Source organism: Sphingomonas sp. AC522 (assembly GCF_979258125.1).
The window spans coordinates 2,201,791-2,223,662 of the sequence record NZ_OZ409836.1 but is presented as its reverse complement, the minus strand read 5'-3'; the positions used below and the strand labels follow the sequence as shown (position 1 = coordinate 2,223,662).

Annotated in this window: 21 protein-coding genes; 10 read left to right on the top strand and 11 right to left on the bottom strand. The window is 65.2% G+C overall.

Going from position 1 to position 21,872, the window contains the following annotated elements; genetic code table 11:
• The first annotated feature begins 63 nt into the window (after positions 1 to 63).
• Together ACZZZM_RS11015 and ACZZZM_RS11010 are read left to right on the top strand one after the other, a co-directional pair.
• Positions 64 to 783, top strand: coding sequence for a response regulator (locus ACZZZM_RS11015; protein WP_463595141.1), 720 nt, complete (start codon positions 64 to 66; stop codon positions 781 to 783).
• 44 nt (positions 784 to 827) lie between these two features.
• Entirely contained in the window at positions 828 to 2,198 is a 1,371-nt protein-coding gene (locus ACZZZM_RS11010) for a sensor histidine kinase (protein WP_463595140.1), read from the top strand.
• Here the strand turns inward: ACZZZM_RS11010 and ACZZZM_RS11005 are convergent.
• From ACZZZM_RS11005 to ACZZZM_RS10995, 3 genes are all read right to left on the bottom strand, one after another.
• The gene (locus tag ACZZZM_RS11005; RefSeq protein WP_463595139.1) at positions 2,195 to 2,929 is read right to left on the bottom strand and encodes a hypothetical protein; all 735 of its coding nucleotides are present in this window, start codon (positions 2,927 to 2,929) and stop codon (positions 2,195 to 2,197) included. The genes ACZZZM_RS11010 and ACZZZM_RS11005 overlap by 4 nt on opposite strands.
• A gap of 123 nt (positions 2,930 to 3,052) precedes the next feature.
• A complete protein-coding gene (gene ndk / locus ACZZZM_RS11000) occupies positions 3,053 to 3,475 on the bottom strand; it encodes a nucleoside-diphosphate kinase (RefSeq protein ID WP_463595138.1) in 423 nt (140 codons plus the stop codon).
• Positions 3,476 to 3,551: 76 nt separating this feature from the next.
• Complete coding sequence (locus ACZZZM_RS10995) at positions 3,552 to 3,992, bottom strand: DNA polymerase III subunit chi (RefSeq protein WP_463595137.1); 441 nt, start codon at positions 3,990 to 3,992, stop codon at positions 3,552 to 3,554.
• A gap of 120 nt (positions 3,993 to 4,112) precedes the next feature.
• On the opposite strand from ACZZZM_RS10995, the gene ACZZZM_RS10990 reads away from it, so the two are divergent.
• The 4 genes from ACZZZM_RS10990 (at position 4,113) to rsmA (ending at position 9,717) form a co-directional block, all read left to right on the top strand.
• A complete protein-coding gene (locus ACZZZM_RS10990) occupies positions 4,113 to 6,404 on the top strand; it encodes an LPS-assembly protein LptD (protein ID WP_463595136.1) in 2,292 nt (763 codons plus the stop codon).
• A gap of 80 nt (positions 6,405 to 6,484) precedes the next feature.
• A complete protein-coding gene (locus ACZZZM_RS10985; protein WP_463595135.1) occupies positions 6,485 to 7,855 on the top strand; it encodes a peptidylprolyl isomerase in 1,371 nt (456 codons plus the stop codon).
• A gap of 19 nt (positions 7,856 to 7,874) precedes the next feature.
• Positions 7,875 to 8,873 (top strand): 4-hydroxythreonine-4-phosphate dehydrogenase PdxA, encoded by a 999-nt coding sequence (gene pdxA, locus ACZZZM_RS10980; protein WP_463595134.1) that lies wholly within the window; start codon positions 7,875 to 7,877, stop codon positions 8,871 to 8,873.
• 4 nt (positions 8,874 to 8,877) lie between these two features.
• Entirely contained in the window at positions 8,878 to 9,717 is an 840-nt protein-coding gene (rsmA, locus tag ACZZZM_RS10975; RefSeq protein WP_463595133.1) for a 16S rRNA (adenine(1518)-N(6)/adenine(1519)-N(6))-dimethyltransferase RsmA, read from the top strand.
• Between the two features lie 596 nt (positions 9,718 to 10,313).
• Here rsmA and ACZZZM_RS10970 read toward each other — a convergent pair.
• Positions 10,314 to 10,817, bottom strand: coding sequence for a tetratricopeptide repeat protein (locus tag ACZZZM_RS10970; RefSeq protein WP_463595132.1), 504 nt, complete (start codon positions 10,815 to 10,817; stop codon positions 10,314 to 10,316).
• A 32-nt stretch (positions 10,818 to 10,849) separates the two neighbouring features.
• Positions 10,850 to 12,034: an RsmB/NOP family class I SAM-dependent RNA methyltransferase gene (locus ACZZZM_RS10965; protein WP_463595131.1), complete on the bottom strand. Its 1,185-nt coding sequence runs from the start codon at positions 12,032 to 12,034 to the stop codon at positions 10,850 to 10,852.
• 153 nt (positions 12,035 to 12,187) lie between these two features.
• Here ACZZZM_RS10965 and ACZZZM_RS10960 point away from each other — a divergent pair, with 153 nt between their 5' ends.
• The gene (locus ACZZZM_RS10960; protein ID WP_463595130.1) at positions 12,188 to 13,210 is read left to right on the top strand and encodes a hypothetical protein; all 1,023 of its coding nucleotides are present in this window, start codon (positions 12,188 to 12,190) and stop codon (positions 13,208 to 13,210) included.
• Positions 13,211 to 13,232: 22 nt separating this feature from the next.
• On the opposite strand, the gene guaB is transcribed toward ACZZZM_RS10960, so the two are convergent.
• From guaB to ACZZZM_RS10945, 3 genes are all read right to left on the bottom strand, one after another.
• Positions 13,233 to 14,690, bottom strand: a complete 1,458-nt coding sequence (gene guaB, locus ACZZZM_RS10955; RefSeq protein ID WP_463595129.1) for an IMP dehydrogenase — start codon at positions 14,688 to 14,690, stop codon at positions 13,233 to 13,235.
• A 63-nt stretch (positions 14,691 to 14,753) separates the two neighbouring features.
• Positions 14,754 to 15,101, bottom strand: a complete 348-nt coding sequence (locus ACZZZM_RS10950) for a hypothetical protein (RefSeq protein WP_463595128.1) — start codon at positions 15,099 to 15,101, stop codon at positions 14,754 to 14,756.
• A 1-nt stretch (position 15,102) separates the two neighbouring features.
• The gene (locus ACZZZM_RS10945; protein WP_463595127.1) at positions 15,103 to 15,921 is read right to left on the bottom strand and encodes an HpcH/HpaI aldolase/citrate lyase family protein; all 819 of its coding nucleotides are present in this window, start codon (positions 15,919 to 15,921) and stop codon (positions 15,103 to 15,105) included.
• A gap of 49 nt (positions 15,922 to 15,970) precedes the next feature.
• On the opposite strand from ACZZZM_RS10945, the gene ACZZZM_RS10940 reads away from it, so the two are divergent.
• From ACZZZM_RS10940 to ACZZZM_RS10930, 3 genes are read left to right on the top strand one after another with little or no spacing between them, the layout of a single operon-like run.
• Positions 15,971 to 16,966, top strand: a complete 996-nt coding sequence (locus ACZZZM_RS10940) for an SPFH domain-containing protein (protein WP_463595126.1) — start codon at positions 15,971 to 15,973, stop codon at positions 16,964 to 16,966.
• Between the two features lie 3 nt (positions 16,967 to 16,969).
• Positions 16,970 to 17,431: an NfeD family protein gene (locus ACZZZM_RS10935; protein ID WP_463595125.1), complete on the top strand. Its 462-nt coding sequence runs from the start codon at positions 16,970 to 16,972 to the stop codon at positions 17,429 to 17,431.
• 22 nt (positions 17,432 to 17,453) lie between these two features.
• Complete coding sequence (locus ACZZZM_RS10930; RefSeq protein ID WP_463595124.1) at positions 17,454 to 19,271, top strand: DUF885 domain-containing protein; 1,818 nt, start codon at positions 17,454 to 17,456, stop codon at positions 19,269 to 19,271.
• Positions 19,272 to 19,359: 88 nt separating this feature from the next.
• Here ACZZZM_RS10930 and ACZZZM_RS10925 read toward each other — a convergent pair whose 3' ends face one another.
• The 3 genes from ACZZZM_RS10925 to ACZZZM_RS10915 all read right to left on the bottom strand — a co-directional run bounded on the left by ACZZZM_RS10925 (position 19,360) and on the right by ACZZZM_RS10915 (position 21,859).
• The gene (locus ACZZZM_RS10925) at positions 19,360 to 19,662 is read right to left on the bottom strand and encodes a hypothetical protein (protein ID WP_463595123.1); all 303 of its coding nucleotides are present in this window, start codon (positions 19,660 to 19,662) and stop codon (positions 19,360 to 19,362) included.
• 82 nt (positions 19,663 to 19,744) lie between these two features.
• Positions 19,745 to 20,206, bottom strand: a complete 462-nt coding sequence (locus ACZZZM_RS10920) for a hypothetical protein (protein WP_463595122.1) — start codon at positions 20,204 to 20,206, stop codon at positions 19,745 to 19,747.
• Positions 20,207 to 20,245: 39 nt separating this feature from the next.
• Complete coding sequence (locus ACZZZM_RS10915) at positions 20,246 to 21,859, bottom strand: phosphoenolpyruvate carboxykinase (RefSeq protein WP_463595121.1); 1,614 nt, start codon at positions 21,857 to 21,859, stop codon at positions 20,246 to 20,248.
• Positions 21,860 to 21,872 lie beyond the last annotated feature (13 nt).

Here is a 21,872-nt window from a genome sequence, read left to right as displayed (position 1 = left end):
CGGGTTCCCCCCTCCTCCCCGTCCGGCACTTCCCTTCCCCTTGGGAGTTGTTACGGCTCTGATATGTCGGAAATGCCTCACCTCCTGCTCGTCGACGACGAGCGTTCGATCCGCGAGCCGCTTGCGCAATATCTGACCAAGCAGGGCTTCCGCGTGACTCAGGCCGGCGATGCCGAGGGCGCCCGCGCGCGCCTGGCCGCCTATGCGATCGACCTGATCGTGCTCGATATCATGATGCCGGGCGAAGACGGGCTCAGCCTCTGCCGCCACATCCGCGAGACCAGCGACACCCCCGTCATCCTGCTCACTGCGCGCAGCGAGGAGACCGACCGCATCGTCGGCCTGGAAATGGGCGCCGACGATTATGTCGTGAAGCCCTTCTCGCCGCGCGAGCTTTCGGCGCGGATCAAGGTCATCCTGCGCCGCGTCTCCGCCGGCGGCACCCGCCAGAGCGCGCCCGACAGCGGCAGCTTCGCCTTTGCCGGCTGGGTGCTCAAGACCGGCGAGCGCGCGCTCGTCGACCGCGACGGAGTCTCCGTGCCGCTCTCCACCGGCGAATATAACCTTCTCCACGCGCTTGTAACGCGCCCCCGCGCCGTCCTCACCCGCGATCAGTTGCTGGACCTGACCCAGGGCCGCGAAGCCGCCGCCTTCGATCGGGCGATCGACAACCAGGTCAGCCGCCTGCGCAAGAAGATCGAGACCGATCCCAAGAACCCGGAACTGATCAAGACCGTTTGGGGCGGCGGTTACACGCTGGCGGCCGAAGTGACTCGGCTGTGAGTTCTCGCGCCTTCTAGCTCCCGTCCCCGTAAGGGCGGGGAATGATGCGGCGTTTCTTCCCCCGGTCGCTCACCGGCCAGATCGCGCTGCTGGTCGGCATCGCTCTGTTCGTCGCCCAGGCGATCAATTTCACTTTGCTGCTCAACGAGCGTCGCGGTGCCCGCTTCGCGCAAGTGATCGCGCCCGCGGTCACCCGCATCGTCGATGCCGCCGAGCGCGTGAACAATCCCGTGGCCCCGGATCGCGACCGCGAGGAGCGCGGGCCGCGCCGGCCCCCGCAGCGCGTCTCGCTCACGACGAACAATCCGATCGATCCCGCCTTGCCTCGGGCGTCCAGGCTGGAACAGGATATCCGCGCTGGGCTGAGCGATGCCGGGTTGCAGTTCGGTCAGGTCATCGCAGTGGTCCGCGAAGTCGATTTTCGCCAGCCCTTCTTCAAGAACATGACACCCGCGCGCACCGAGCGCCTGCGCCGGATGGGAGCGGAACTGAACGTCGCGGTCGAGCTGCCCGGCAAGGGCTGGCTGATGGTCCGCTCGGGCTGGCCGCGTAGCGAGCGCACGCTGATCTGGCAGCTGCTCGCGCAGACTTTGATCCTTTATGTGGTGGTGCTGGTGCCGGTGCTATGGGCCGGGCGCCGGATCGCCCGCCCGTTGCGCAAGCTTGCCGAGGCGACCCAGCGATTCCGCCCCGGTGAACAGCCCGATCCGGTGGAGGAGCGCGGCCCCGGAGACGTCCGCGCGGTTATCTCCGCTTACAATGCGCTCAGCCTCCGCGTGAATGCTATGCTCGACGAGAAGGACCGCATGCTCGGCGCGATCGGGCACGATCTCCGCACGCCGTTGATGGCGCTGCGCGTCCGCATCGAATCGGTCGAGGACGACGAAGACCGCACCAAGATGGCGGACACGATCGAGGAAATGAGCCGCACGCTCGACGATATCCTCTCGCTGGCAAGGCTGGGTCGTCCGAGCGAGCCGCTCACCGAAGTCGACGTGTCGGCACTGGTCGATGCCGTGGTCGAGGATTTCCGCGACCTCGACAAGGATGTGACCTTCGAGGAAGCGCCGCGCCTGACGATGCGGCTGCGTCCGTCGCTGATGCGCCGCGCGGTGCGCAACCTGATCGAAAATGCCGTCAAATATGGCGGCGGCGCAGAAGTGTTCCTGCGCAGCGAGGCAAATTCGGTGCTGATCCAGGTCTGCGACAACGGCCCCGGCATCCCCCAAGCCTCGCTCGACAAGGTGTTCGATCCGTTCACGCGCCTCGAGGAATCGCGCAATCGCGACACCGGCGGAGTCGGACTCGGGCTGGCACTGGCGCGCGCGATTGTGCGCGATGCCGGCGGCGAAATCGTGCTCGCCAATCGCAAGGGCGGCGGGCTGGCGGCGACGATCACTTTGCCGCGCGGCTAGCTCCGCTGCCTGATATTGTGCAGCACCATGCTCATCGCCAGATCCGCCGCGAGATCGATGCGATGGTCCTCGATCCGCAAAACCTCGGCCTGGAGCGTCGAGATCATTTCCATCAGCGTCACCGTCGAGGATTGCGCCAACTCGCCTTCATCCCGAGAGCGCTGGCTATAGGTTGCGAGCGCGCGATCGACGCCCTCCAGCGTCCGCGCCATCGCAGATAGATCGAGCGAGTCGGGCCATGGCCTTTCATGATCCTCCTTGACGATCACGAGCTCGTCGAGATGGTGACGTATCCCGTCGCGAAACTCGATCGCGACCTCGATCAGCGCGCGCTGGCAGTCGATGATGCGGGGGCTGCGCGTCGCCGGTATCGACTTGACCCCGCCCTGCGCGATCGTCTGACGTGCCATCAGCAGGCCGACGAATTCGCGCCATCGCAGCGTCAGTGCGTCTAGCATTCGCTTGAGATACGCCGCGGCGTCGTCGAAATCGGGAAGCTCGCGCTTCGCCATGGCGATGCGGCCATCGAGCAGCGTGGCCAATTCGCGCGTCTTGTTCAGTGAAACGCTTATGTCGTCGGGGATCCCCTCCCAAACGAGCGCAAAGCCCTCGCGTAGCGCCTTGGGGTCGACGATCTGGCGTTCAACCTGCGCCAGTAGGTCCAGCGTCTCGCGCAGTCCCGCTTTCTGCGCGTCCAGGCCCCTGTCGCCTTGAAACCTGCCGAAGACCATTTGCCCGCTCTCCGAAATGCTCGGAGCAAACTAGGCGATGCAGCCTTAATATTCGGTCTGCCGCTCAAACGAAAAGAGCCGGGGATTGCGCCCCGGCTCCTTAAACTCGGTCTGGCGAAATGCTCAGCCGACGATTTCTTCGGGCTTGAAGAAATAAGCGATCTCGATCGCGGCATTCTCGTCCGAATCCGAACCGTGCACCGAATTGGCTTCGATCAACTCGGCCAGTTCCTTACGGATCGTGCCGGCGTCGGCGTTCGCGGGGTTGGTCGCGCCCATGATGTCGCGGTTGCGCTGCATCGCGTTCTCGCCCTCGAGCACCTGCACCACGACCGGACCCGAGATCATGAACTCGACCAGATCGTTGAAGAAGGGGCGCTCCTTGTGAACCGCATAAAAGCCTTCGGCCTGCTCGCGGGTCATCTGGATGCGCTTGGAAGCGACGACGCGCAGGCCGCCATCTTCCAGCATCTTGGTAACTGCGCCGGTCAGGTTGCGGCGGGTGGCATCGGGCTTGATGATCGAAAAAGTGCGGGTCGCGGCCATTGCCTGCGGCTCCTGTATTTGAGGTGTGGAAAAGTCGCGGCTCTCTAGTCTTGCGCCGTCTTTGATGCAAGCACAGCTAGGCGACCTTCTCCCAGCGTCCGTTCTCGTCCTGCTTCCAGTAATTCCGCTGGACGCCGTCGCGGTCCGCCAGCCCCCTCCAGGCGGCGCGCGCCTCAACGATCGCTTCCTCGTCGAAGAAGTGGAAGGCCCGGTCGAATCCCAGCGCTTCGTCTCGCCAGACCCCGTCCGTCAGTGCAATGTTCCGCGCGCCGTTCGTCGCCTCCGGCCCCTCCGCAATCAGCACCGACTGGCGCGCATCCTCTTCCCCCCCAGCCTGGCCATGCGGAAGGAAACTCTCGGGCTTGTACGACCACAAGACCTGGTCGAGCTTGCCGCGTGCCGCCTCGTCGCTCGACACCACGAGCAGCCGCCCGCCGCTCTCCAGCACCTTTTCGGCGATCTGGGGCAATACGCGCTCGAGCGGCGACCGGGTAAGGTGATAGAAATCGACCTGCATGGCTCTTGTTAGCGCGGCCGCGCGTTGGGGCCAATGCGCACGACGTTGCGATGGCGGAACCGCTGCGATAGGGCGGACAAGCCGCGTGCGTTGGGAGTTGAGACAGAGGTGGGATTCGAAGTGACGCGCAAGGCATTGCTGCTGTCTGCCGCGCTGGGCCTGTGCCTGGCTGCGCAGGCGCACGCGCAGGAAACGGCTGATCCGCGTGAATCGCCGCTGCAGCAGCCCGAACTACCGCCGGCCGATCTGCAGGATCGCCCCGTCGAGACCCCGCCGCCGCTTGCCACGGCATCGTCGGAGACGCCCGACGAAGTGCAATTCAACGCCGATCAGCTCGATTACGATTACGAGGCCGAGATCGTCACCGCGAGCGGCGATGTGCGCCTCTATCGCGGCAGCGATCGGCTGCGCGCGGACCGCGTCGTCTGGAACCGCAATTCCGGGCAGGTCGTCGCCGAAGGCAACATCGTCATCGTCAATCCCGAGGGCGATGCGGCCTATGGCGACAAGATTGAGCTGACCAATTCGCTCAAGGACGGCGTCGTCGAAAATATGCTGGTGGTGCTCGACGCTGGCGGCCGGATCGCCGCGCAGCGCGGCACCCGTGCCGGCGGGGTCATCACCGTCGAGAACGCTGCCTACACGCCCTGCTCGGTCACCGATTCGAGCAATTGCCCGAAAGAGCCTTCGTGGAAGATTACGGCCGACCGCGTCGTGTACAATCCCGAGCGCCGCCGCATACGCTATACCGGCGCGCGCGTCTCGGTGTTCGGCATCGTCAGCATCCCGCTACCGGCCTTCTCGCATCCGGTGGGCGGCGTCAGCGACGACGGCTTCCTGATGCCCGATATCCGCTACAGCCGGACCAACGGGCTCCAGTTCGCTCTGCCGTATTTCTTCAGCATGGCGCCCAATCGCGATCTGACCGTCACGCCGCGGGTGTTCACCAGCGTGCTGCCGATGCTCCAAGCCGAATATCGCGAGCTCAACTCGCTCGGCGCATTTCGCGTCAGCGGCTACGGCACCTATAGCCGGCGCTCGGACGACCTGACCGTGCCGCTGACCCCGGCGACCTCGAAGAACGATTTCCGCGGCTATCTCGATGCCGTCGGCCGCTTCCAGCTCGACCCGAACTGGACCGCGAGCGCATCGTTCCGCCTGACCACCGACCGCACCTTCCTGCGCCGTTACGACATTTCGCGCGACGATCGGCTGCGCAACAACATCCGCGCCGAACGCATCGATTCGGACAGCTATCTCTCGATCAACGCCTGGGTCATTCAGACGCTTCGCGTCGGCGAGCGCCAGGGCTTCCAGCCCTATGCGCTCCCCGAACTCGATTATCGCCGCCGGATGAACGACGGCCTTGTCGGCGGGCGCTTCGAATTCCAGGTCAACACGCTGGCGATCGGCCGCGCGGACGGCCAGAATTCGCAGCGTGCCTTTGCCAGCGCGCGCTGGGATTTGCGCAAGCTCACCGCCTGGGGGCAGGAACTGACCCTGACCGCTTATGGGCGCGGCGATGTGTACAATGCGACCGAGACGGCGCTCACCTCGATTGCGAGCTATCGCGGCACCGAGGGCTTCCAGTTCCGCGGAATCGGCGCCGTCGCGCTCGACATGAAATGGCCGCTGGTCGGCGAGATGTTCGGCGGCACGCAGCGGATCACGCCGCGCGTGCAGGTCGTCGCCGCCCCGCCGATCCGCAATCTCGCAGTGCCCAACGAAGATGCCCGCGCCGTCGATCTCGAGGATTCGAACCTCTTCGCGCTCAATCGCTTCCCGGGCTACGATCGCTTCGAGGATTCGACGCGCTTCACGTTCGGGCTGGATTACGCGCTCTATCTTCCCGGCTTCAGCCTCGATGCCAATATCGGGCAGAGCTATCGGCTTTCGTCGAGCCCGACGATCTTTCCCGATGGCACGGGGCTGACCGACCGGCTTTCGGATATCGTCGGCCGCACCGTGGTGCGCTTCCGCGATTTCGTGAGCTTCACGCACCGCTATCGCATCGACAAGGATGGCTTCGCGTTCCGCCGCAACGAAGTCGATGCCACGGTCGGGTCGCGCGATACCTATGTCCAGCTCGGCTACCTCCGGCTCAATCGCAATATCGGCCCGGCGCTGGAAGATCTGCAGGATCGCGAAGAAGCGCGCCTCGGTGCCCGCGTCCAGATCGCCAAATTCTGGTCGGTCTCGGGTTCGATCCTGGTCGATCTGACCGACCGCCAGGAGGATATTACGTCGCAGTCCGACGGCTTCGAACCGGTGCGTCACCGCCTGGGCGTCACCTATGAGGACGATTGCCTCCGCCTGGGTCTCACCTGGAAGCGCGACTATGAGACGACCGGCGACGCGCGGCGCGGCAACAGCTATATCCTCAGTCTGGCGTTCAAGAACCTGGGCCGCTAAGGAGGCTTGTCAGCCTTGGTTCAGGCACAATTGCTTAGTAAGCGCGACGATCTCCGTTTGGGATGAGGGTACGGATTCACGTGAAAATCGGTGTTGCAAAGGCGATCCGCTCGGGCCGCAAGACGGTTCTGATGCTCGCATTGGCGGGGATCGCTTCGGCGGCGGTGGCGCAGACGGTTCCACAAACGGCTCCCGTCCAGGATTTGAATACGATCGCAGCGGGGCTCGATCTTCCGGCCAATCTGACGATCTTCGGCAAGGCCGATCCCAACGTTCGCAAGGCGACTGCGCTGGTCAATGACACTGTCATCACCGGCACCGATGTCGAGCAGCGCGTCAATCTGATCATCGGCCTCAATAAGCTTAACCTGAAGCCTTCCGAGCGCGACGAGCTTCGCCTCACCGTCCTGCGCCAGTTGATCGACGAAACGCTGCAGATCCAGGAGGCCAAGGCCAACGACATCGTCGTCGACAAGAAGGAACTCGATTCCACCTATGTCCGCGTCGGCAAGAATTACGGGCGCGATCAGGATCAGTTCCGCGGCTGGCTCCGCCAGATGGGCGCGTCCGAGCGCTCGCTCCGCCGCCAGATCGAAGGCGAGCTCGCCTGGGGCCGGCTGCTGCGCCGCCGCGTCGACATCAATGTCAGCGATGCCGAAGTGAACGACATCCTTGCCAAGCTCGAGAAGGACAAAGGCACGGACGAGTTCCACGTCTTCGAAATCTATCAGAACGCCACGCCCGATCGCGCGCAGGAAGTCGCCACGGGCATGCAGCGCATGATCCAGCAGATGCGCGAAGGCACGCCGTTCGATTATCTCGCCAAGACCTATTCGGAATCGTCGTCAAAGGCAGTGGGCGGCGATCTCGGCTGGGTCCGCTCGGCGATGCTGCCCGAAACGCTGTCGCAGGCAGTCGCGACGATGCAGGCCGGCCAGGTCGCGGGTCCGATCCAGCTACCCACTGGCTTCTCGATCCTTTACCTCGCCGAGAAGCGCCAGGTGCTGATGGCCAATCCGCGCGACGCCAAGGTCAGCCTCCGCCAGATGACCGTGCGTTTCGCCAAGGGCGCCACCGAAGAGCAGGCCACGGCCATCGCCAGCGAATTCGCCAAGGCGACCCAGACTATCCAGGGCTGCGGCGACGTCGCCCGCGTGGCCGCGGCGCAGAACGCCGAAGTCGCCGACAAGGACGGCCTGGTAATCAAGGATATGCCGGAAGGCATTCAGGGCCTGTTGCTGCCGCTTCAAGTGGGCCAGGTGACGCGGCCGTTCGGTGCGATCGATGACAGCGTGAGCGTGCTCGTGCTGTGCGGCCGCGACGAGCCGCCCAGCGCCAGCCTTCCTTCGGCCGACCAGCTCAAGGATTCGATCTCCGAGCAGCGCACCAATCTTCGCGCCCAGCGTATGCTGCGCGATCTGCGCCGCGACGCGCTTGTCGAATATCGCTGATCCTTCAAGCGAGCGGGTGATGCGCCCGCTCGCGGTTGCGATGGGCGATTCCGCCGGAATTGGCCCCGAAATCACGGCCAAGGCTTGGAAGGCGCGCGAACTCCATTCGCTGACGCCGTTCTTCGCAGTGGGCGATTCGCGCGCCATTCAAAAGGTTTGGGACGGGCCGGTCACACGGATCACCGATCCCGAGGAGGCGAGCTCGGTCTTTGCCTCCGCCCTCCCCGTCCTGGCGCTCGACGATGCTGACGATGTCCTCCCCGGCAAGCCCACCGACGGCAGCGCGCGGATCGCGCTGCATTCTCTGGAGCTGGCGGTGGGCCTTGCCAGCGCCGGTGCCGCGAGCGGCGTAGTCACCGGCCCGGTTTCGAAGGCACAGCTTTACGGCATCGGCTTCACGCATCCCGGCCAGACCGAATTCGTCGCCGAACGCTGCGGCATCTCCGGCGAAAATGCCGTGATGATGCTCGCCGGCCCCACCCTTCGCGTGGTCCCGCTGACCGTCCATATCGCGCTCGCCGACGTGTCGGCAGCACTGTCCGTCGAGATGATCGTCGCCAAGGCGCGGGTCACCGCGCGGGGCCTCCTGCGCAATTTCGGGATCGAGCGTCCGCGCCTCGCTTTTGCCGGGCTCAATCCGCATGCCGGCGAAGGCGGCGCGATCGGGCGCGAGGAAATCGACTTCATCATGCCGGCGATCGAGCAATTGCGCGCCGAGGGTATCGACGCGATCGGGCCGTTCGCGGGGGATACGCTGTTCCACGCCCGCGCCCGCGCCGACTACGATGTCGCCCTCTGCCCCTATCACGATCAGGCGCTGATCCCGATCAAGACGCTCCATTTCGACGAGGGCGTGAACATCACGCTGGGCCTGCCGATCGTGCGCACTTCGCCCGATCACGGCACGGCTTTCGGGATCGCCGGCACCGATCAGGCGCATCCCGGCGCGATGATCGCCGCGATCCGCATGGCGGCGAGCGCGGCGCTGCGCAGGGCCGACGCGGCCCAGAATAACTGATCGCGTGAGCCAGCTTCCGCCGCTCCGCGAAATCATCCAGCGATATGGGCTCAGCGCAAGCAAAGCGCTGGGGCAGAATTTCCTGTTCGATCACCAATTGCTCGCCCGGATCGCCAAGGTGCCGGGGGATCTCGCCGGGCAGGAGGTCTTCGAAGTCGGCCCCGGCCCCGGCGGCCTCACCCGCGCCTTGCTCGAAGCAGGCGCAAGCGTGGTGGCCGTGGAGCGCGACCGGCGTTGCATCCCGGCCCTCGCGGAGCTTGGCGAATATTTCCCGGGAAAGCTTCGCGTGATCGAGGGCGACGCGCTAGAGGTCGATGCGCCTTCGCTGTTCGAGGGCAAGCCGCATGTCGTCGCCAACCTGCCCTATAATGTCGGCACCGCGCTGCTCGTCGGCTGGCTCTCGGCCACATGGGAGCCATGGTGGGCGAGCCTGACGCTGATGTTCCAGAAGGAAGTAGCCGACCGGATCGTGTCCAAAGCGGGCGACGATGCATTTGGCCGCCTCGCCGTCCTCGCCCAGTGGCGCTCGACTGCCCGGATCGCGATGGGCGTCCACCGCTCGGCCTTCACCCCCCCGCCCAAGGTGATGTCGGCAGTGGTCCACATCACCCCCGCCGCCGAGCCTGAGGGCGTGCGCTTCAAGACGCTGGAAGCCCTGACCGCCGCAGCCTTCGGCCAGCGCCGCAAGATGCTGCGCCAAAGCCTCAAGGGCATGCCGGGCGCGATCGAGGCGATGGAGAAGCTAGGGATCGATTCGAGCCGACGCGCTGAGACGGTTTCGGTGGACGAGTTCGTTTCGTTGGCTCGGGCGCTGAGCGCAAAGAGTCAGGCAACCATTGGCTAACGCGCCGCTATGGCCGCTGCCGACCCACTAGCGGACGTGTGGCGCTACTTCGAACAGGTGGTCCAACTGCTGCCTACCGTTCGAGTCTGATGCGCGTTTCGCCGGTAGTCCAAGCCATCGCGCTTCCCCATCCCAGCTACTGCGATATGCGCGGAGAGAATCTAGGACAGAACCCGCGGCAGCCGCCGACGCGTGCACCTCATCATCAAATCCCGGTTCCCAGAAGCAGCACGGGCAGATCGCGATGCCAGCCACACCCCCACGTTCATCATAGGCGGGTTCCGCTGCGAAATCGGGAAAGCCGCAAGCGGGGCAGAGAAGATGACCTGCTGTATCTCTGACGTTGAACTGACGGGCGTCGATCATGGGTCGAAGCCTAATGTAGCGAACGTCTGCTTTTCACCCATCATCGGTCATCCCCGCGCTGGACTTCGCCTGCTTGGCTGAGCCGGCGGCACCGCCGTCCGCTCTTTGAAATCGTCGGTCTGAAAGAACCCATGGCCAGTGCGACCATTGGGACCATTCGCGAGGCGCGAAAGCCGTTCGCATCGGCCTAACCGCGGCTTCAACTCTCGTGACAGCGGCGACCGCAAGCCTCAGGGCTTGGCGGGCGTCGCCGGCTTGTCGGCGGCTGCGGTGACTGTCACGGGCGGGCCCTTGGTGATAGCGGCCGCCAGCACATTGGCGTCGTTGCAGCCGGCGGTGCAGATCGTCTTGATCTTGGCGAGATTGGCCTTGGCCTTCTCGATCGCGCCCTTGGCGACCATCGCCTCGCCCTGCCCGCGCAATGCGGCGAGATCGTTGGGCTCGAGCAGCAGCGCTTCGCGATAGAGGCGGATCGCCTTGCCCGGCAGGTTGCGCGCACGGGCGATCTCGGCGAGCAGCACGAAGGCCTCGCGATTGCGCGGATCGACGGCGAGCGCGCTCTCCAGCGCATCGTTAGCGCTTTCGATATTGCCCGCGGCCTGCGCAGCGCGGCCCTCCTGGAGCAAGGCCAGCGAGCGCGGATCGATCTGGGCATCCGGGCGCTGCGCCATCAGCGAGGTCGAAAGCGAGAGGACCATCAGGGCAATTGCGGCGGAAATCGCAGTGACGCGCATCGATAACTCCGAGAAACTTGATCTCGTGGCTATCATGGCCGGATCAGCTTCGCGACAAAAAAGCCGTCGGTCGAGTCTGCCAGCGGAGTGAGGCGAAGCCCCGGGCCGCGCGGGCTGCCGGCGCCAGGCGCGATCGGCTCCGATCGCCAGCCGGCATAGGCCTCCAGGAATGCCTCGGCCTGGTTGGCCCCTTCCTCGTCGAGCACCGAGCAGACGACATAGACCAGCGCGCCGCCCGGCCGCACCAGCTCGGCGCCGGTCTTCATCAGATAGCGCTGGGTCGCGCCCAGCTGCGCTAGCCGATCGGGCGTGAGCCGCCAGCGCGCCTCGGGATTGCGCCGCCATGTGCCGGTGCCCGAGCAAGGCGCATCGATCAGCACCACATCGGCGCGGCCGGTCTGGTCGGCGAGCTGGCTGGCTTCCTGGCGCGGATTGAGCAGCCTCGTCTCGGCAATCGTCACCCCCGCCCGCTCGGCCCGCGGCGGCAGGCGCTGGAGCCGCCCGCGATCGACGTCACAGGCAAGGATGCTGCCATGATTGGCCATCGCTGCGGCCAGCGCGAGGGTCTTGCCGCCTCCGCCGGCGCACAGGTCGATGACATGCTGCCCGCGCCGCACGCCGGTCGCGAGGCTGACGATCTGGCTGCCCGCGTCCTGCACTTCGATCTGTCCGTCCCGGAACGACGGCAATTGCTCGACGGGAATGTCGGTGGGGAGGCGCAGCCCATCGGTGGTGAACGAGATCGGGTCGGCACCCGCTATTTCCGCCAGCATGGCGTCGGCATCGGCCTTGAGGCTGTTGACGCGCACATCGAGCGGCGCGCGCTGAAGCAAAGCCGCCTGCTCCTCGATGCCGATATCGGAAGCTCGTAGCGCCTTGATCAGCCAGTCATGCGCAAAAGCGGGCTTGGCGACCGGCTCATCGGCTTCGATCGCCACAGGGCCATAAGGCGATCCGTCAAACCACTCGGCCAGTTCGGGGCGCGTGCTGGCGAGGGCCAGCATCGCGGCGCGGCCACTCTCCGGAGGGCGCCCGAGCAGGCGGATCGCTTCGTATACGAGCTCACGGATCGCGCGGCGGTCCTTGGAGCCGGCATAGCGCCGCTCGGCAAACCAGCGCGCGATGAGCGTGTCCGCCGCCGCCCCCTGATCGCGCGCGGCGGCAATGATGCGGTCGAGAAGCTCGATCGCGGCCTGGGTACGTGCGGCGGGTGTCATCCCGCTGCCCAAGCAGAATGCGACGGGCATGGAAAGCCCCGCACTGCATCCGCGCGAGCCCATCCGTCCAATATGGGCGCTTCGCCGACTCTGATTTCGCATGCGTTGGAATTAGGATCACGCAAGTGAAGGTTTCTTCGGGGGGAGAAGACGATGCAGCGTTGGCGGGTGCCTTTGTGGATTGTCGCCGGCATATTCTGGTTCGTCCTCGTGCCGCTCGGCTTCGTCACGCTCTACTCCGCCATCGAGCTTCAGAACGCCGCGCGGTCGATGAAAGACGTCAATCCGCGCTTGGCGATGCTCCAGACGATCTCGCTCGTCCGCAAGCTCGATGAAGCAGAGCAACGCGGTGACAGCACCCACGATCTCCACCGCAATATTCGCCAGGAGCGCAATCGTGGCCTGGCGATGAAGAACTTGGTCCGGCAGTCGGCGATCGACATCCTCACTGCGAACGGCATCCGCGGCGCGACGATGATCTGCACCGCCTCGCCGGAAAATCTGACCAAATGCGTCAGCCAATATGACAATGCCGCCTGCCTGGCCGACTGGACGACCATCCAGAAATGCTATGACGAGGCGCGTGCGTTCGAAGGCACTTCAGCCCAGAGCCGGCAAATGGTCGGCAGGATGCGCACGCAGAAGGACGACGCAGAGAAGCAGCGCACGAAGCACAATGATATGGTCGAGCGTTGGCAATCCCTGGATACGCTGGAGAAGGCACCGCTGTTTTCCGTCGCCGACGCGCTGCGCCTGCCCGTGACCAAGGTGCCGCTCCAGGCGTTCTTCGTAATGCCACAGGGCGTGGTGGTCGCGTGCTTCACGGCGCTCATGGCCGTGCTTGGAGCTGGCGCCGCGTCGCTCAGCAAGTTTCGGCGCAGCAGCGCGGCGACCAAGACAGACGCGCTCAAGAGCTTCCTTCTCGCGCCGCTCATCGGCGGCCTGACCGGTTTCATGGTCTATTTCGTGGTGTCGGCGGGGACCGCGGTTTTGGTGCAGCCTTCGCCCGCGGACGCCGCTCAGCCGATTTCGAACCTGTCGGCGCCGGCGCTGGCTTCGCTGGGCATTTTCGCCGGGCTTGCTGCCGAACAGGCCATCGCCTGGCTGCAGCAGAAGGCCAGCGCCTTCTTCCGCAACGATGCCCCGGTGGAAGCGCGCCCTCGCGAACGCACCTGAGCGTGTTGCGGAACGCGCCTGATCAGCGCGTCGGGTAATTCGGCGCCTCGCGCGTGATCGTCACGTCATGGACATGGCTTTCGCGCAGCCCCGCGCCGGTGATCCGCACGAAGCGTGCCTTCTTCTGGAAATCGCCGATCGTCCCCGCGCCGACATAGCCCATCGAGGCCTTAACCCCGCCGACAAGCTGGTGGACGACGTCCTTGGCGCTGCCCTTGTAGGGGACCTGGCCTTCGATACCCTCAGGGACCAGCTTCAACTGGTCCTTGATGTCCTGCTGGAAATAGCGGTCGGCCGAGCCACGCGCCATCGCCCCAACGCTGCCCATGCCGCGATAGGATTTGTACGCGCGGCCTTGATAGAGGAAAGTCTCCCCCGGAGCCTCTTCGGTCCCCGCCAGCAGCGACCCGATCATCGCAGTCGACGCGCCGGCGGCAAGCGCCTTGGCGATGTCACCAGAGGTGCGGATGCCGCCATCGGCGATCACCGGCGTGCCCGACTTGGCGGCTTCGTTCGCGGCGTCCATCACCGCAGTGAGCTGCGGCACCCCGACGCCGGCTACAACCCGAGTGGTGCAGATCGAGCCCGGCCCGATGCCCACCTTGAGCCCGTCCGCTCCCGCCCCAATAAGTGCCTTGGCGGCCTCCGCAGTGGCGATGTTGCCCGCAATCACCTGAACGCGGTTGGAAAGCTTCTTGACGCGCTCGACGGCGCGGCTGACCTCGACATTGTGCCCGTGCGCAGTGTCGATGACGATCAGGTCGACATCGGCATCGACCAGCGCCTCGGTACGCGCAAAGCCCTTGTCGCCAACCGTGCTCGCGGCGGCCACGCAGAGGCGGCCCGCCGCGTCCTTGGTGGCGGCGGGGAAATTGACGGCCTTCTCGATGTCCTTGACCGTGATCAGCCCGACGCAGCGATAGCTGTCATCGACCACGAGCAGCTTCTCGATCCGCCGCGCATGGAGCAAGCGGCGCGCCTCCTCCTTGCCGACCCCGGTCGATACCGTGGCGAGATTGTCGCGCGTCATAAGCTCGGAGACGGGCTGGTTGGGGTTCTCGGCGAAGCGGACGTCGCGATTGGTGAGGATGCCGACCAGCTTGCCGCCTTCCTCGACCACCGGGATGCCGCTGATCTTGTGCCGCTCCATCAGCGCTCGTGCCTCGGCCAGCGTGCCGCTCGGCCGCATCGTGATCGGATTGACGACCATCCCGCTCTCGAAGCGCTTGACCGCGCGCACCGCCTCGACCTGCTGGTCCACATCGAGATTGCGGTGGAGCACGCCGATCCCGCCCAATTGCGCCATCACGATCGCCATGTCCGCCTCGGTGACGGTATCCATTGCCGACGAGATGATCGGGATATTGAGCGCCAGGCTCCGCGTCACAAACGTGCGCGTATCGGCCATGCTCGGCAGTATCTCGGACTCGCCCGGATAGAGCAGGACGTCGTCGAAGGTGAGGCCGAGAGGGATGTCCATGCGGTGCGCCAAAGTCCTGAGTCGGGAGTTGGCGGCCCATGTAACCGCGTGGGGGTGGATGCGCTAGGGGTGCTCTTGCTTCAGCCGCGCCAGCCATTGCTGCGCCTGTTTGGGTTCCCCGACCGCACTGGGGCCGACCGAGCCCCGCGACGCCAGGAACTGGGCGTGTAGTTCGAAGCGCGCCAGTTGCAGCCGTTCGCGGATCGCGTCGATTTCCTCGCCCATTTCGGTCAGCGCCGCGACCGCGGGCGCCGCCGCTTCGCGTGCCGGGCGATCCTTGGGGTTGTGCCCAAACAGTCCCCAGCGGCCCGCCGCCGTGATTTCCAGCGCGGCCGTCAACGCCGCGAGATATTCGGCCTCGATCTCGATCCGGCGTTCGTCGAGGCGAGCGAGGCGATCGGCCTTTGCCATCTCAGCGCCGCTCGCCCGCTCGGGCCAGCAATGCTCTCGCCTGCTCGACATGCATCGTTTCGATCATCCGGTCGCGATAGCGCTCGGCGCCGCCCGTGGCTGCGGCGATCAGGGCATGGGCATCGGCGATTTCTTCGGGAGTTGGGCCGAACGCGGCAGCGGCGATGGCGATCTGGTTGGGGTGGATCAGGGTCTTGCCGTCATAACCGAGCATGCGGCCGTGGTGGCTTTCGGCTTCGAGCCCCGCGGGATCGTCGAGCTGGTTGAACACGCCGTCGAGCGCCCAGGCATCGCCTGCGCGTGCGGCAAGGACGATCGCCTGGAGCGCGAGGCCCATCGCTTCGCGGCCCGAGGAGGGCGGCAGACGGAGCGTGGCGGCAAGATCGTTGGTACCGGCGATCAGGCCTGCGACGCCCGGACGTGCCGCGATCTCGGCAGCAGCGAGGACGCCGCGAGGAGTTTCGATCATCGCAAGGAGCGGCTTGCCGAGGCTGTCGATCAGGCGAGCGACTTGCGCGGCATCCTCGGCTTTGGGGAGAACGGCGTAATCGGCATGGGACCTCGCCACCATCTCGGCATCGGCTTCGTGTTCTGGAGCGTCGAAGCCATTGATGCGGATCGCAGCCAAACTGATGCCGAACCCTTCCGCCACGGCCGCCACTGCAGCAGCGCGGGCCGTGTCCTTGTCCTCCGCCTTCACTGCATCCTCCAAATCGAGGATCACCATGTCGGCGCCAAGCCCACGCGCCTTGGCGATTGCGCGCGGGTTCGAGGCGGGGAGGAAGAGCGCGGTGCGGGGCGCCAAAGCTGCTGTGGTCATGGGCCAAGGGTATGCTAGCAAGGCACAGGTTTTGCGAGGGGAGTCGGGAATGGACGCGCTCAATATTTTCCTGCTGGTCGCAGTGGCGGTGGTGCTGCTCTATCTCTTCTCAAGCGTGAAGATCGTCACGCAGGGCTATCAATATACCATCGAATATTTCGGCCGCTTCACCGCCGTCGCGGCGCCGGGCCTCAATTTCTACCCCGCCTTCTTCTATCGCGTCGGCCGCAAGGTGAACATGATGGAGCAGGTGATCGATATTCCCGGCCAGGAAATCATCACCAAGGACAATGCGATGATCTCCACCGATGGCGTGGTGTTCTTCCAGGTCCTCGATGCCGCCAAGGCCGCCTATGAGGTCTCGGACCTCTATGTGGCGCTCCTCCAGCTGACCACCACCAACCTCCGCACGGTGATGGGCTCGATGGATCTCGACGAGACGCTGTCCAAGCGCGACGAGATCAACGCGCGGCTGCTGTCGGTCGTCGATCACGCCACGACCCCCTGGGGCGTCAAGATCACGCGCGTCGAGATCAAGGACATCCGTCCGCCCGCCGACATCGTCAATGCGATGGGCCGCCAGATGAAGGCCGAACGTGAAAAGCGCGCCAACATCCTCGAAGCCGAAGGCACCCGCGCCTCCGAGATCCTCCGCGCCGAGGGCCAGAAGCAATCCAAGATTCTCGAGGCCGAGGGCCGCCGCGAAGCCGCCTTCCGCGACGCCGAGGCGCGCGAGCGTTCGGCCGAAGCGGAAGCGACTGCCACGCGGATGGTGTCGGACGCGATCGAAGGTGGCAGCACCCAGGCGATCAACTATTTCATCGCCCAGAAATATGTCGAGGCGATCGGCAAGTTCGCAACCTCGCCGAACGCCAAGACGATCCTCTTCCCGGTGGAAGCGACCCAGTTGATGGGCACGCTCGGCGGCATCGGCGAGCTGGCCAAGGAAGCGATCAATGGATCTCCCAGCGGCGCGCCGAAGCCCCCTGCCCCGCCGGCGCCGCCGCGCGCAAGGCCGACACCGTTCACGCCTTCGGGGAGCTGAGCCATGGACTGGAATTTGGATATCATTGGCGGCTCGCCCGGGCTCGCCTGGCTGATCCTCGCCGCGTTGCTGGCGCTCACCGAATTGCTGGTGCCGGGCATCTTCCTGGTCTTCGTCGCCGCGGGCGCCGCAGTAACTGGGCTGGTGACGCTTTTCCTTCCGAATTTCCCGCTGCTGTTTCAGGTGCTGCTGTTCGCGGCTGGATCATCCGCAGCCGTAGCGCTCGGGCGGCGCTGGTATCTGCGAAACCCTGCGCCCAATGCCGATCCGCTGCTCAACGACCGCGTCGCGCGGCTGATCGGTCAGGTCGTCACGGTCGCCGAACCGATCCGGTCGGGGCGCGGCAAGGTCCGCGTCGGTGACGGCGAATGGCTTGCGCACGGCCCGGATGCGCCGGCAGGCACGCAGGTGCGGATCGTCGGGGCCGAGGGCACTTCGCTGACGGTCGAGCCCGTTATCGCCTGAGAATGAGTCGAAGGAAGTTACGATGCGTACCAGCCGCCGCCAGATCCTGCTCGGCACCGGCGCCGCCCTCGCGCTCGGCGCTCTCCCCGCCGCTGCCCGCAGATTCGCGCAGGATGCCGATGCGCAGGCCGAGACATTGCTCTCGGGCATCGCCGAGACCCTGCTTCGCGACTATCCCGAACAGGCCACGACCCTGGGGATCGACAAGGGCGCGCATGCGGGGCTCAAGCACCAGCTTACCGACCGTTCGATCAAGGGCCAGGCAGCGTTGGCGGCGCACCTGAAGAAGGCGCTTGCCGACATCGCCACGCTCGACCTTGAAAGGCTGAGCCCGATCATGCGCACCAATGTCGATGTGGTGCAGGCAGCCTATGGCAATGCGCTGCAAGGCTTCGCCTTTGGCTATGGCGACGTCGCCGTCGGGAGCTGGCGCAATTCGCCTTACGTTGTGGTGCAGAATGTCGGCGCGTTCCTGGATGTGCCGCGCTTCCTCGACGGCGACCATCAGATCGCGAACGCTGCGGACGGCGAGGCCTATGTCGATCGGCTCGAAAGCTATGCCGAGCAACTCGACGGCGAGACCGAACGGCTCAAGATCGCTGCGCGCAAAGGCGTCATCGCGCCGGACTTCCTGCTCGACAAGTGCCTGGCGCAGATCCAGCAGGCGCGTAGCGGCAACCCCGCCGGCTGGGGCATCGTGACTTCGGTCGCCAACCGCACTGTCGGCATGGGGGATTTCGGCCATGCGGCGTTCGAGCTGGCCAAAGACCGCATCGCACCCGCGCTCGGCCGCCAGATCGCCGAGCTCAAGCGCCATCGGAAGCGCGCGACGAGCGATGCCGGCGTATGGAAGTTCAAGGATGGCGACGCCTATTATGCCTGGGCGCTGAGCGCGGGCACGACAACGACGATGACCCCCGACGAGGTCCACCAGATGGGCCTCGACCAACTCGCCGCAATCCAAAGCGAGATGGACGCGATACTCAAGAAGGAGGGCTATTCGCAAGGCTCGGTCGGCGCGCGAATGGAGGCCTTGGCCAAGGACAAGCGCTTCACCTTCCCAGAAGGCGATCCCGGCCGCGCCGAGATCATGAAGTTCCTCAACGATCGTATCGCCGATATCCGCCGCCGGATGCCGCAGGCATTCCACACGCTGGTGAAGGGCAATGTCGAAGTGAGGCGGCTGCCGCTGGCGGAAGAACCCGGCGCGCCCGGCGCCTATGGCGCCGCGGGTTCGATCGACGGCACGATCCCCGGCAAGTTCTGGATCAATCTGCACACGACCGATCTGCACACCCGCTTCAGCCTGCCCGATCTCGCCTATCACGAGGCGATTCCGGGCCATGTCTGGCAAGGCGAATATGCCAACAAGTTGCCGCTGATCCGCAGCCTGCTCACGTTCAATGCCTATTCGGAAGGCTGGGCGCTCTATGCGGAGCAGATCGCCGATGAACTGGGCGTCTATGCCGAAAACCCCGCCGAAAAGCTCGGCTATCTCCAGTCGCTCGGCTTCCGCGCCTGCCGGCTGGTGGTCGATACCGGCTTGCACGCCAAGCGGTGGACGCGCGAGCAGGCGGTTCAATGGTTCATCAAGGCGAATGGATCGGGCGAGGCCGAGGTGCGTAGCGAAGTCGACCGCTATTGCTCCTGGCCGGGCCAGGCCTGCGGCTACAAGGTCGGGCAGAACGAGATCAACCGCCTGCGCGACCGGGCAAAGGCGGCGCTCGGCCCTCGCTATGACTTCCGCGCGTTCAACGATGCGGTGGTGCTCGGGGGCAATGTGCCGATGACGGTTCTGGGACACGTCATCGATCGCCACGTCGCCGAGCGAAAGGGCTAGCCGGAATCGTCACCCCCGCGAACGCGGGGGGCCCCGCTTCTTTGGGCCAGCAGAAAAAGCGGGATATCCGCGTTCGCGGGGAAGACGATTAGTTCTTCTCGCGCGCCGCCAGTGCATCCTCGACGGTCTTCAACCCCGCGTCGCTCTCCACCGCCAGGTCTATCGGACGGCCGCCAAGATCGTCATCATGCGTGTTGAGAAACGCCACCATCGCGTCGCGATCCTTGAGCGCGAGGAACGCCGCGGTCGCGGCCTTACCCTGGCGCGCCGCTGCTTCGGGCGACAGGCGGACGGTGTCGAACCGCTTACGGAAGCGCTTGAACTGCGGCTTGTCCGATACGGGCGCAGTCGCCTCGGCTTCAGGCTGGGCGGTGGCGGGTTCGAGGTCCATGAAAGCTCCTGATACGTAAGCGGGAGCACTGGTCTCTCAGCTGCCGGCGCCTACGAAGGATTTGCCGCACAGTAACTCTAATCTAGGGAGCCCGGCCCGGAATTGCCAGCGGCGCGAGATCGGGCGCGACATATGCGCGGCGTGCCGCGACCGAGAACAGCAGCTCGCGGCTGTAGAAGCGAAGCGGCCAATCGCGATGCCCCATGGGCGAGCAGAGAAGCGCATTGACGCGGACCAGCAGCGCGGTTTCGCCAGTTTCCGCCAGGAACAACCGCGCGCCGGTCACATAGGCCCGCGTGATCGTGTCGTGATAGCCGCCCTGATCGTCATTCACTCCGCCGACGCTCTCGTTGAAGCGCGAGATCAGTCCTGCAATCTCGGAATCCACGTCCACATCGGTGCGGGCGGTCAGCAGATACAGCGTTGCCGCAAGATGCGCTTCATGCGTCCAGTCGGCGCGCTCGAGGCTGCACGCGACCAGCCCCTCGCCGAGACGGATGATCTCGGCGTCGGAAGTGAAGAGGCGGATAGGAAAGTCGGTCATCGATCGGGCTTTCAATGGCCCGATCGATGACCGGGCAATTCAGGCGGGCGTCTTGGTCTTGGGAGCCGCTTGGCGGACCCCCTCGTCGACATGCTCGGCGAATTGGGTGAAGTTCTCGACGAACAGGTCGACCAGCTTGCCCGCGGTAGCGTCATACTCGGCCTTGTTCGACCAGGTCTCGCGCGGATCGAGGATTGCGCTGTCCACGCCCGGCGCAGTCGCCGGAACCATGAAGCCGAAATTCGGATCCTTGCGGAACTCGACGCTGTTGAGGCTGCCGTCGATCGCGGCGTTGAGCAAAGCGCGCGTCACCTTGATCGGCATGCGCTTGATGCCGGCGTCGGTGGCCTTGCCGCCGCTCCAGCCGGTGTTGACCAGCCAGCAATTGACGCCGCCCTTGGCAATGCGCTCCTTGAGGAGATTTCCATAAACGGAAGGGTGGCGCGGCATGAACGCGGCGCCGAAGCAGGTCGAGAAGGTCGCCTCGGGCTCGGTCACGCCGATCTCGGTGCCTGCCACCTTGGCGGTATAGCCCGAGAGGAAGTGATACATTGCCTGTTCGGGCGTGAGCTTGGCGATCGGCGGCATCACGCCGAATGCGTCCGCGGTGAGGAAGATGATGTTCTTCGGGACCGGCCCGAGATTCTTCTCGCTCGTGTTCGGAATGAACTCGATCGGATACGCACCGCGGCTGTTTTCCGCGAGGCTGTTGTCGTTAAAGTCGAGCTCGCGGGTCTCTGGGTCCATGACCACGTTTTCGAGCACGGTCCCGAAGCGCTTGCTGGTCGCGAAGATCTCGGGCTCGGCTTCGGCTGAGAGGTTGATCATCTTGGCGTAGCAGCCGCCTTCGAAATTGAAGACCGCAGTGTCGGACCAGCCATGCTCGTCATCGCCGATCAGCGTGCGGCTGGCATCGGCGGAAAGCGTCGTCTTGCCGGTGCCCGAGAGGCCGAAGAACACCGCAGTATCGCCGTCGGCCCCCATGTTCGCCGAGCAGTGCATCGGCATGATGCCGTCAGCGGGCAACAGATAGTTGAGCAGCCCGAACACGCTCTTCTTCATCTCGCCGGCATATGCCGTCCCGCCGATCAAAATCAGCTTATCGGTGAAATTAACGGCAATAACAGTCTCGCTCCGGCAACCATGGCGCTCGGGATCGGCGCGGAAGCTCGGCAAGTCGATGATCGTATATTCGGGAACGAAACCCGCCAGTTCGCTCGCCTCGGGGCGGACAAGCAGCGTCCGAATGAAAAGGTTATGCCAAGCCAGTTCGTTGATCACACGCACTCGCACGCGATGCTCGGGCTGCGAACCGCCATAGAGATCCTGCACGAACAGTGTGTCGCGCTGGCTGACCTCAGTCATGAAATCGCTCTTGAGCGCGGCGAAGTGCTCGGGTGTCATGCTGCGATTGACGTTGCCCCACCAGATATTCTCTTCAGTAGTCGCGTCGCGGACGATATATTTGTCCTTGGCGCTGCGCCCCGTATGCTTGCCGGTGGTGACGACCAGCGGGCCGTCCTTTGCCAGCTTGCCCTCGCTGCGGCGCACGGCGTGCTCCACCAGGGGCGCAGTCTGCAGGTTCCAATGAAGTTCGGCGCCCGTCCCGATGCCCTGGGCATCGAGGCCGTGGCGTGGCCTACGCTCGTTCAAGTCATGCCTCCTC

What these genes read in the sequence shown, in the direction of transcription:
- guaB (WP_463595129.1), bottom strand. Translation starts at nt 14,690, where the DNA reads ATGGACATCCCTCTCGGCCTCACCTTCGACGACGTCCTGCTCTATCCG.
- ACZZZM_RS10940 (WP_463595126.1), top strand. Translation starts at nt 15,971, where the DNA reads ATGGACGCGCTCAATATTTTCCTGCTGGTCGCAGTGGCGGTGGTGCTG.
- ACZZZM_RS11005 (WP_463595139.1), bottom strand. Translation starts at nt 2,929, where the DNA reads ATGGTCTTCGGCAGGTTTCAAGGCGACAGGGGCCTGGACGCGCAGAAA.
- ACZZZM_RS10925 (WP_463595123.1), bottom strand. Translation starts at nt 19,662, where the DNA reads ATGGACCTCGAACCCGCCACCGCCCAGCCTGAAGCCGAGGCGACTGCG.
- ACZZZM_RS11015 (WP_463595141.1), top strand. Translation starts at nt 64, where the DNA reads ATGTCGGAAATGCCTCACCTCCTGCTCGTCGACGACGAGCGTTCGATC.
- ACZZZM_RS10930 (WP_463595124.1), top strand. Translation starts at nt 17,454, where the DNA reads ATGCGTACCAGCCGCCGCCAGATCCTGCTCGGCACCGGCGCCGCCCTC.
- ACZZZM_RS10970 (WP_463595132.1), bottom strand. Translation starts at nt 10,817, where the DNA reads ATGCGCGTCACTGCGATTTCCGCCGCAATTGCCCTGATGGTCCTCTCG.
- ACZZZM_RS10920 (WP_463595122.1), bottom strand. Translation starts at nt 20,206, where the DNA reads ATGACCGACTTTCCTATCCGCCTCTTCACTTCCGACGCCGAGATCATC.
- ACZZZM_RS10935 (WP_463595125.1), top strand. Translation starts at nt 16,970, where the DNA reads ATGGACTGGAATTTGGATATCATTGGCGGCTCGCCCGGGCTCGCCTGG.
- ACZZZM_RS10960 (WP_463595130.1), top strand. Translation starts at nt 12,188, where the DNA reads ATGCAGCGTTGGCGGGTGCCTTTGTGGATTGTCGCCGGCATATTCTGG.
- pdxA (WP_463595134.1), top strand. Translation starts at nt 7,875, where the DNA reads ATGCGCCCGCTCGCGGTTGCGATGGGCGATTCCGCCGGAATTGGCCCC.
- ACZZZM_RS10995 (WP_463595137.1), bottom strand. Translation starts at nt 3,992, where the DNA reads ATGCAGGTCGATTTCTATCACCTTACCCGGTCGCCGCTCGAGCGCGTA.
- ACZZZM_RS11010 (WP_463595140.1), top strand. Translation starts at nt 828, where the DNA reads ATGCGGCGTTTCTTCCCCCGGTCGCTCACCGGCCAGATCGCGCTGCTG.
- ACZZZM_RS10950 (WP_463595128.1), bottom strand. Translation starts at nt 15,101, where the DNA reads ATGGCAAAGGCCGATCGCCTCGCTCGCCTCGACGAACGCCGGATCGAG.
- ACZZZM_RS10965 (WP_463595131.1), bottom strand. Translation starts at nt 12,034, where the DNA reads ATGACACCCGCCGCACGTACCCAGGCCGCGATCGAGCTTCTCGACCGC.
- ndk (WP_463595138.1), bottom strand. Translation starts at nt 3,475, where the DNA reads ATGGCCGCGACCCGCACTTTTTCGATCATCAAGCCCGATGCCACCCGC.
- ACZZZM_RS10945 (WP_463595127.1), bottom strand. Translation starts at nt 15,921, where the DNA reads ATGACCACAGCAGCTTTGGCGCCCCGCACCGCGCTCTTCCTCCCCGCC.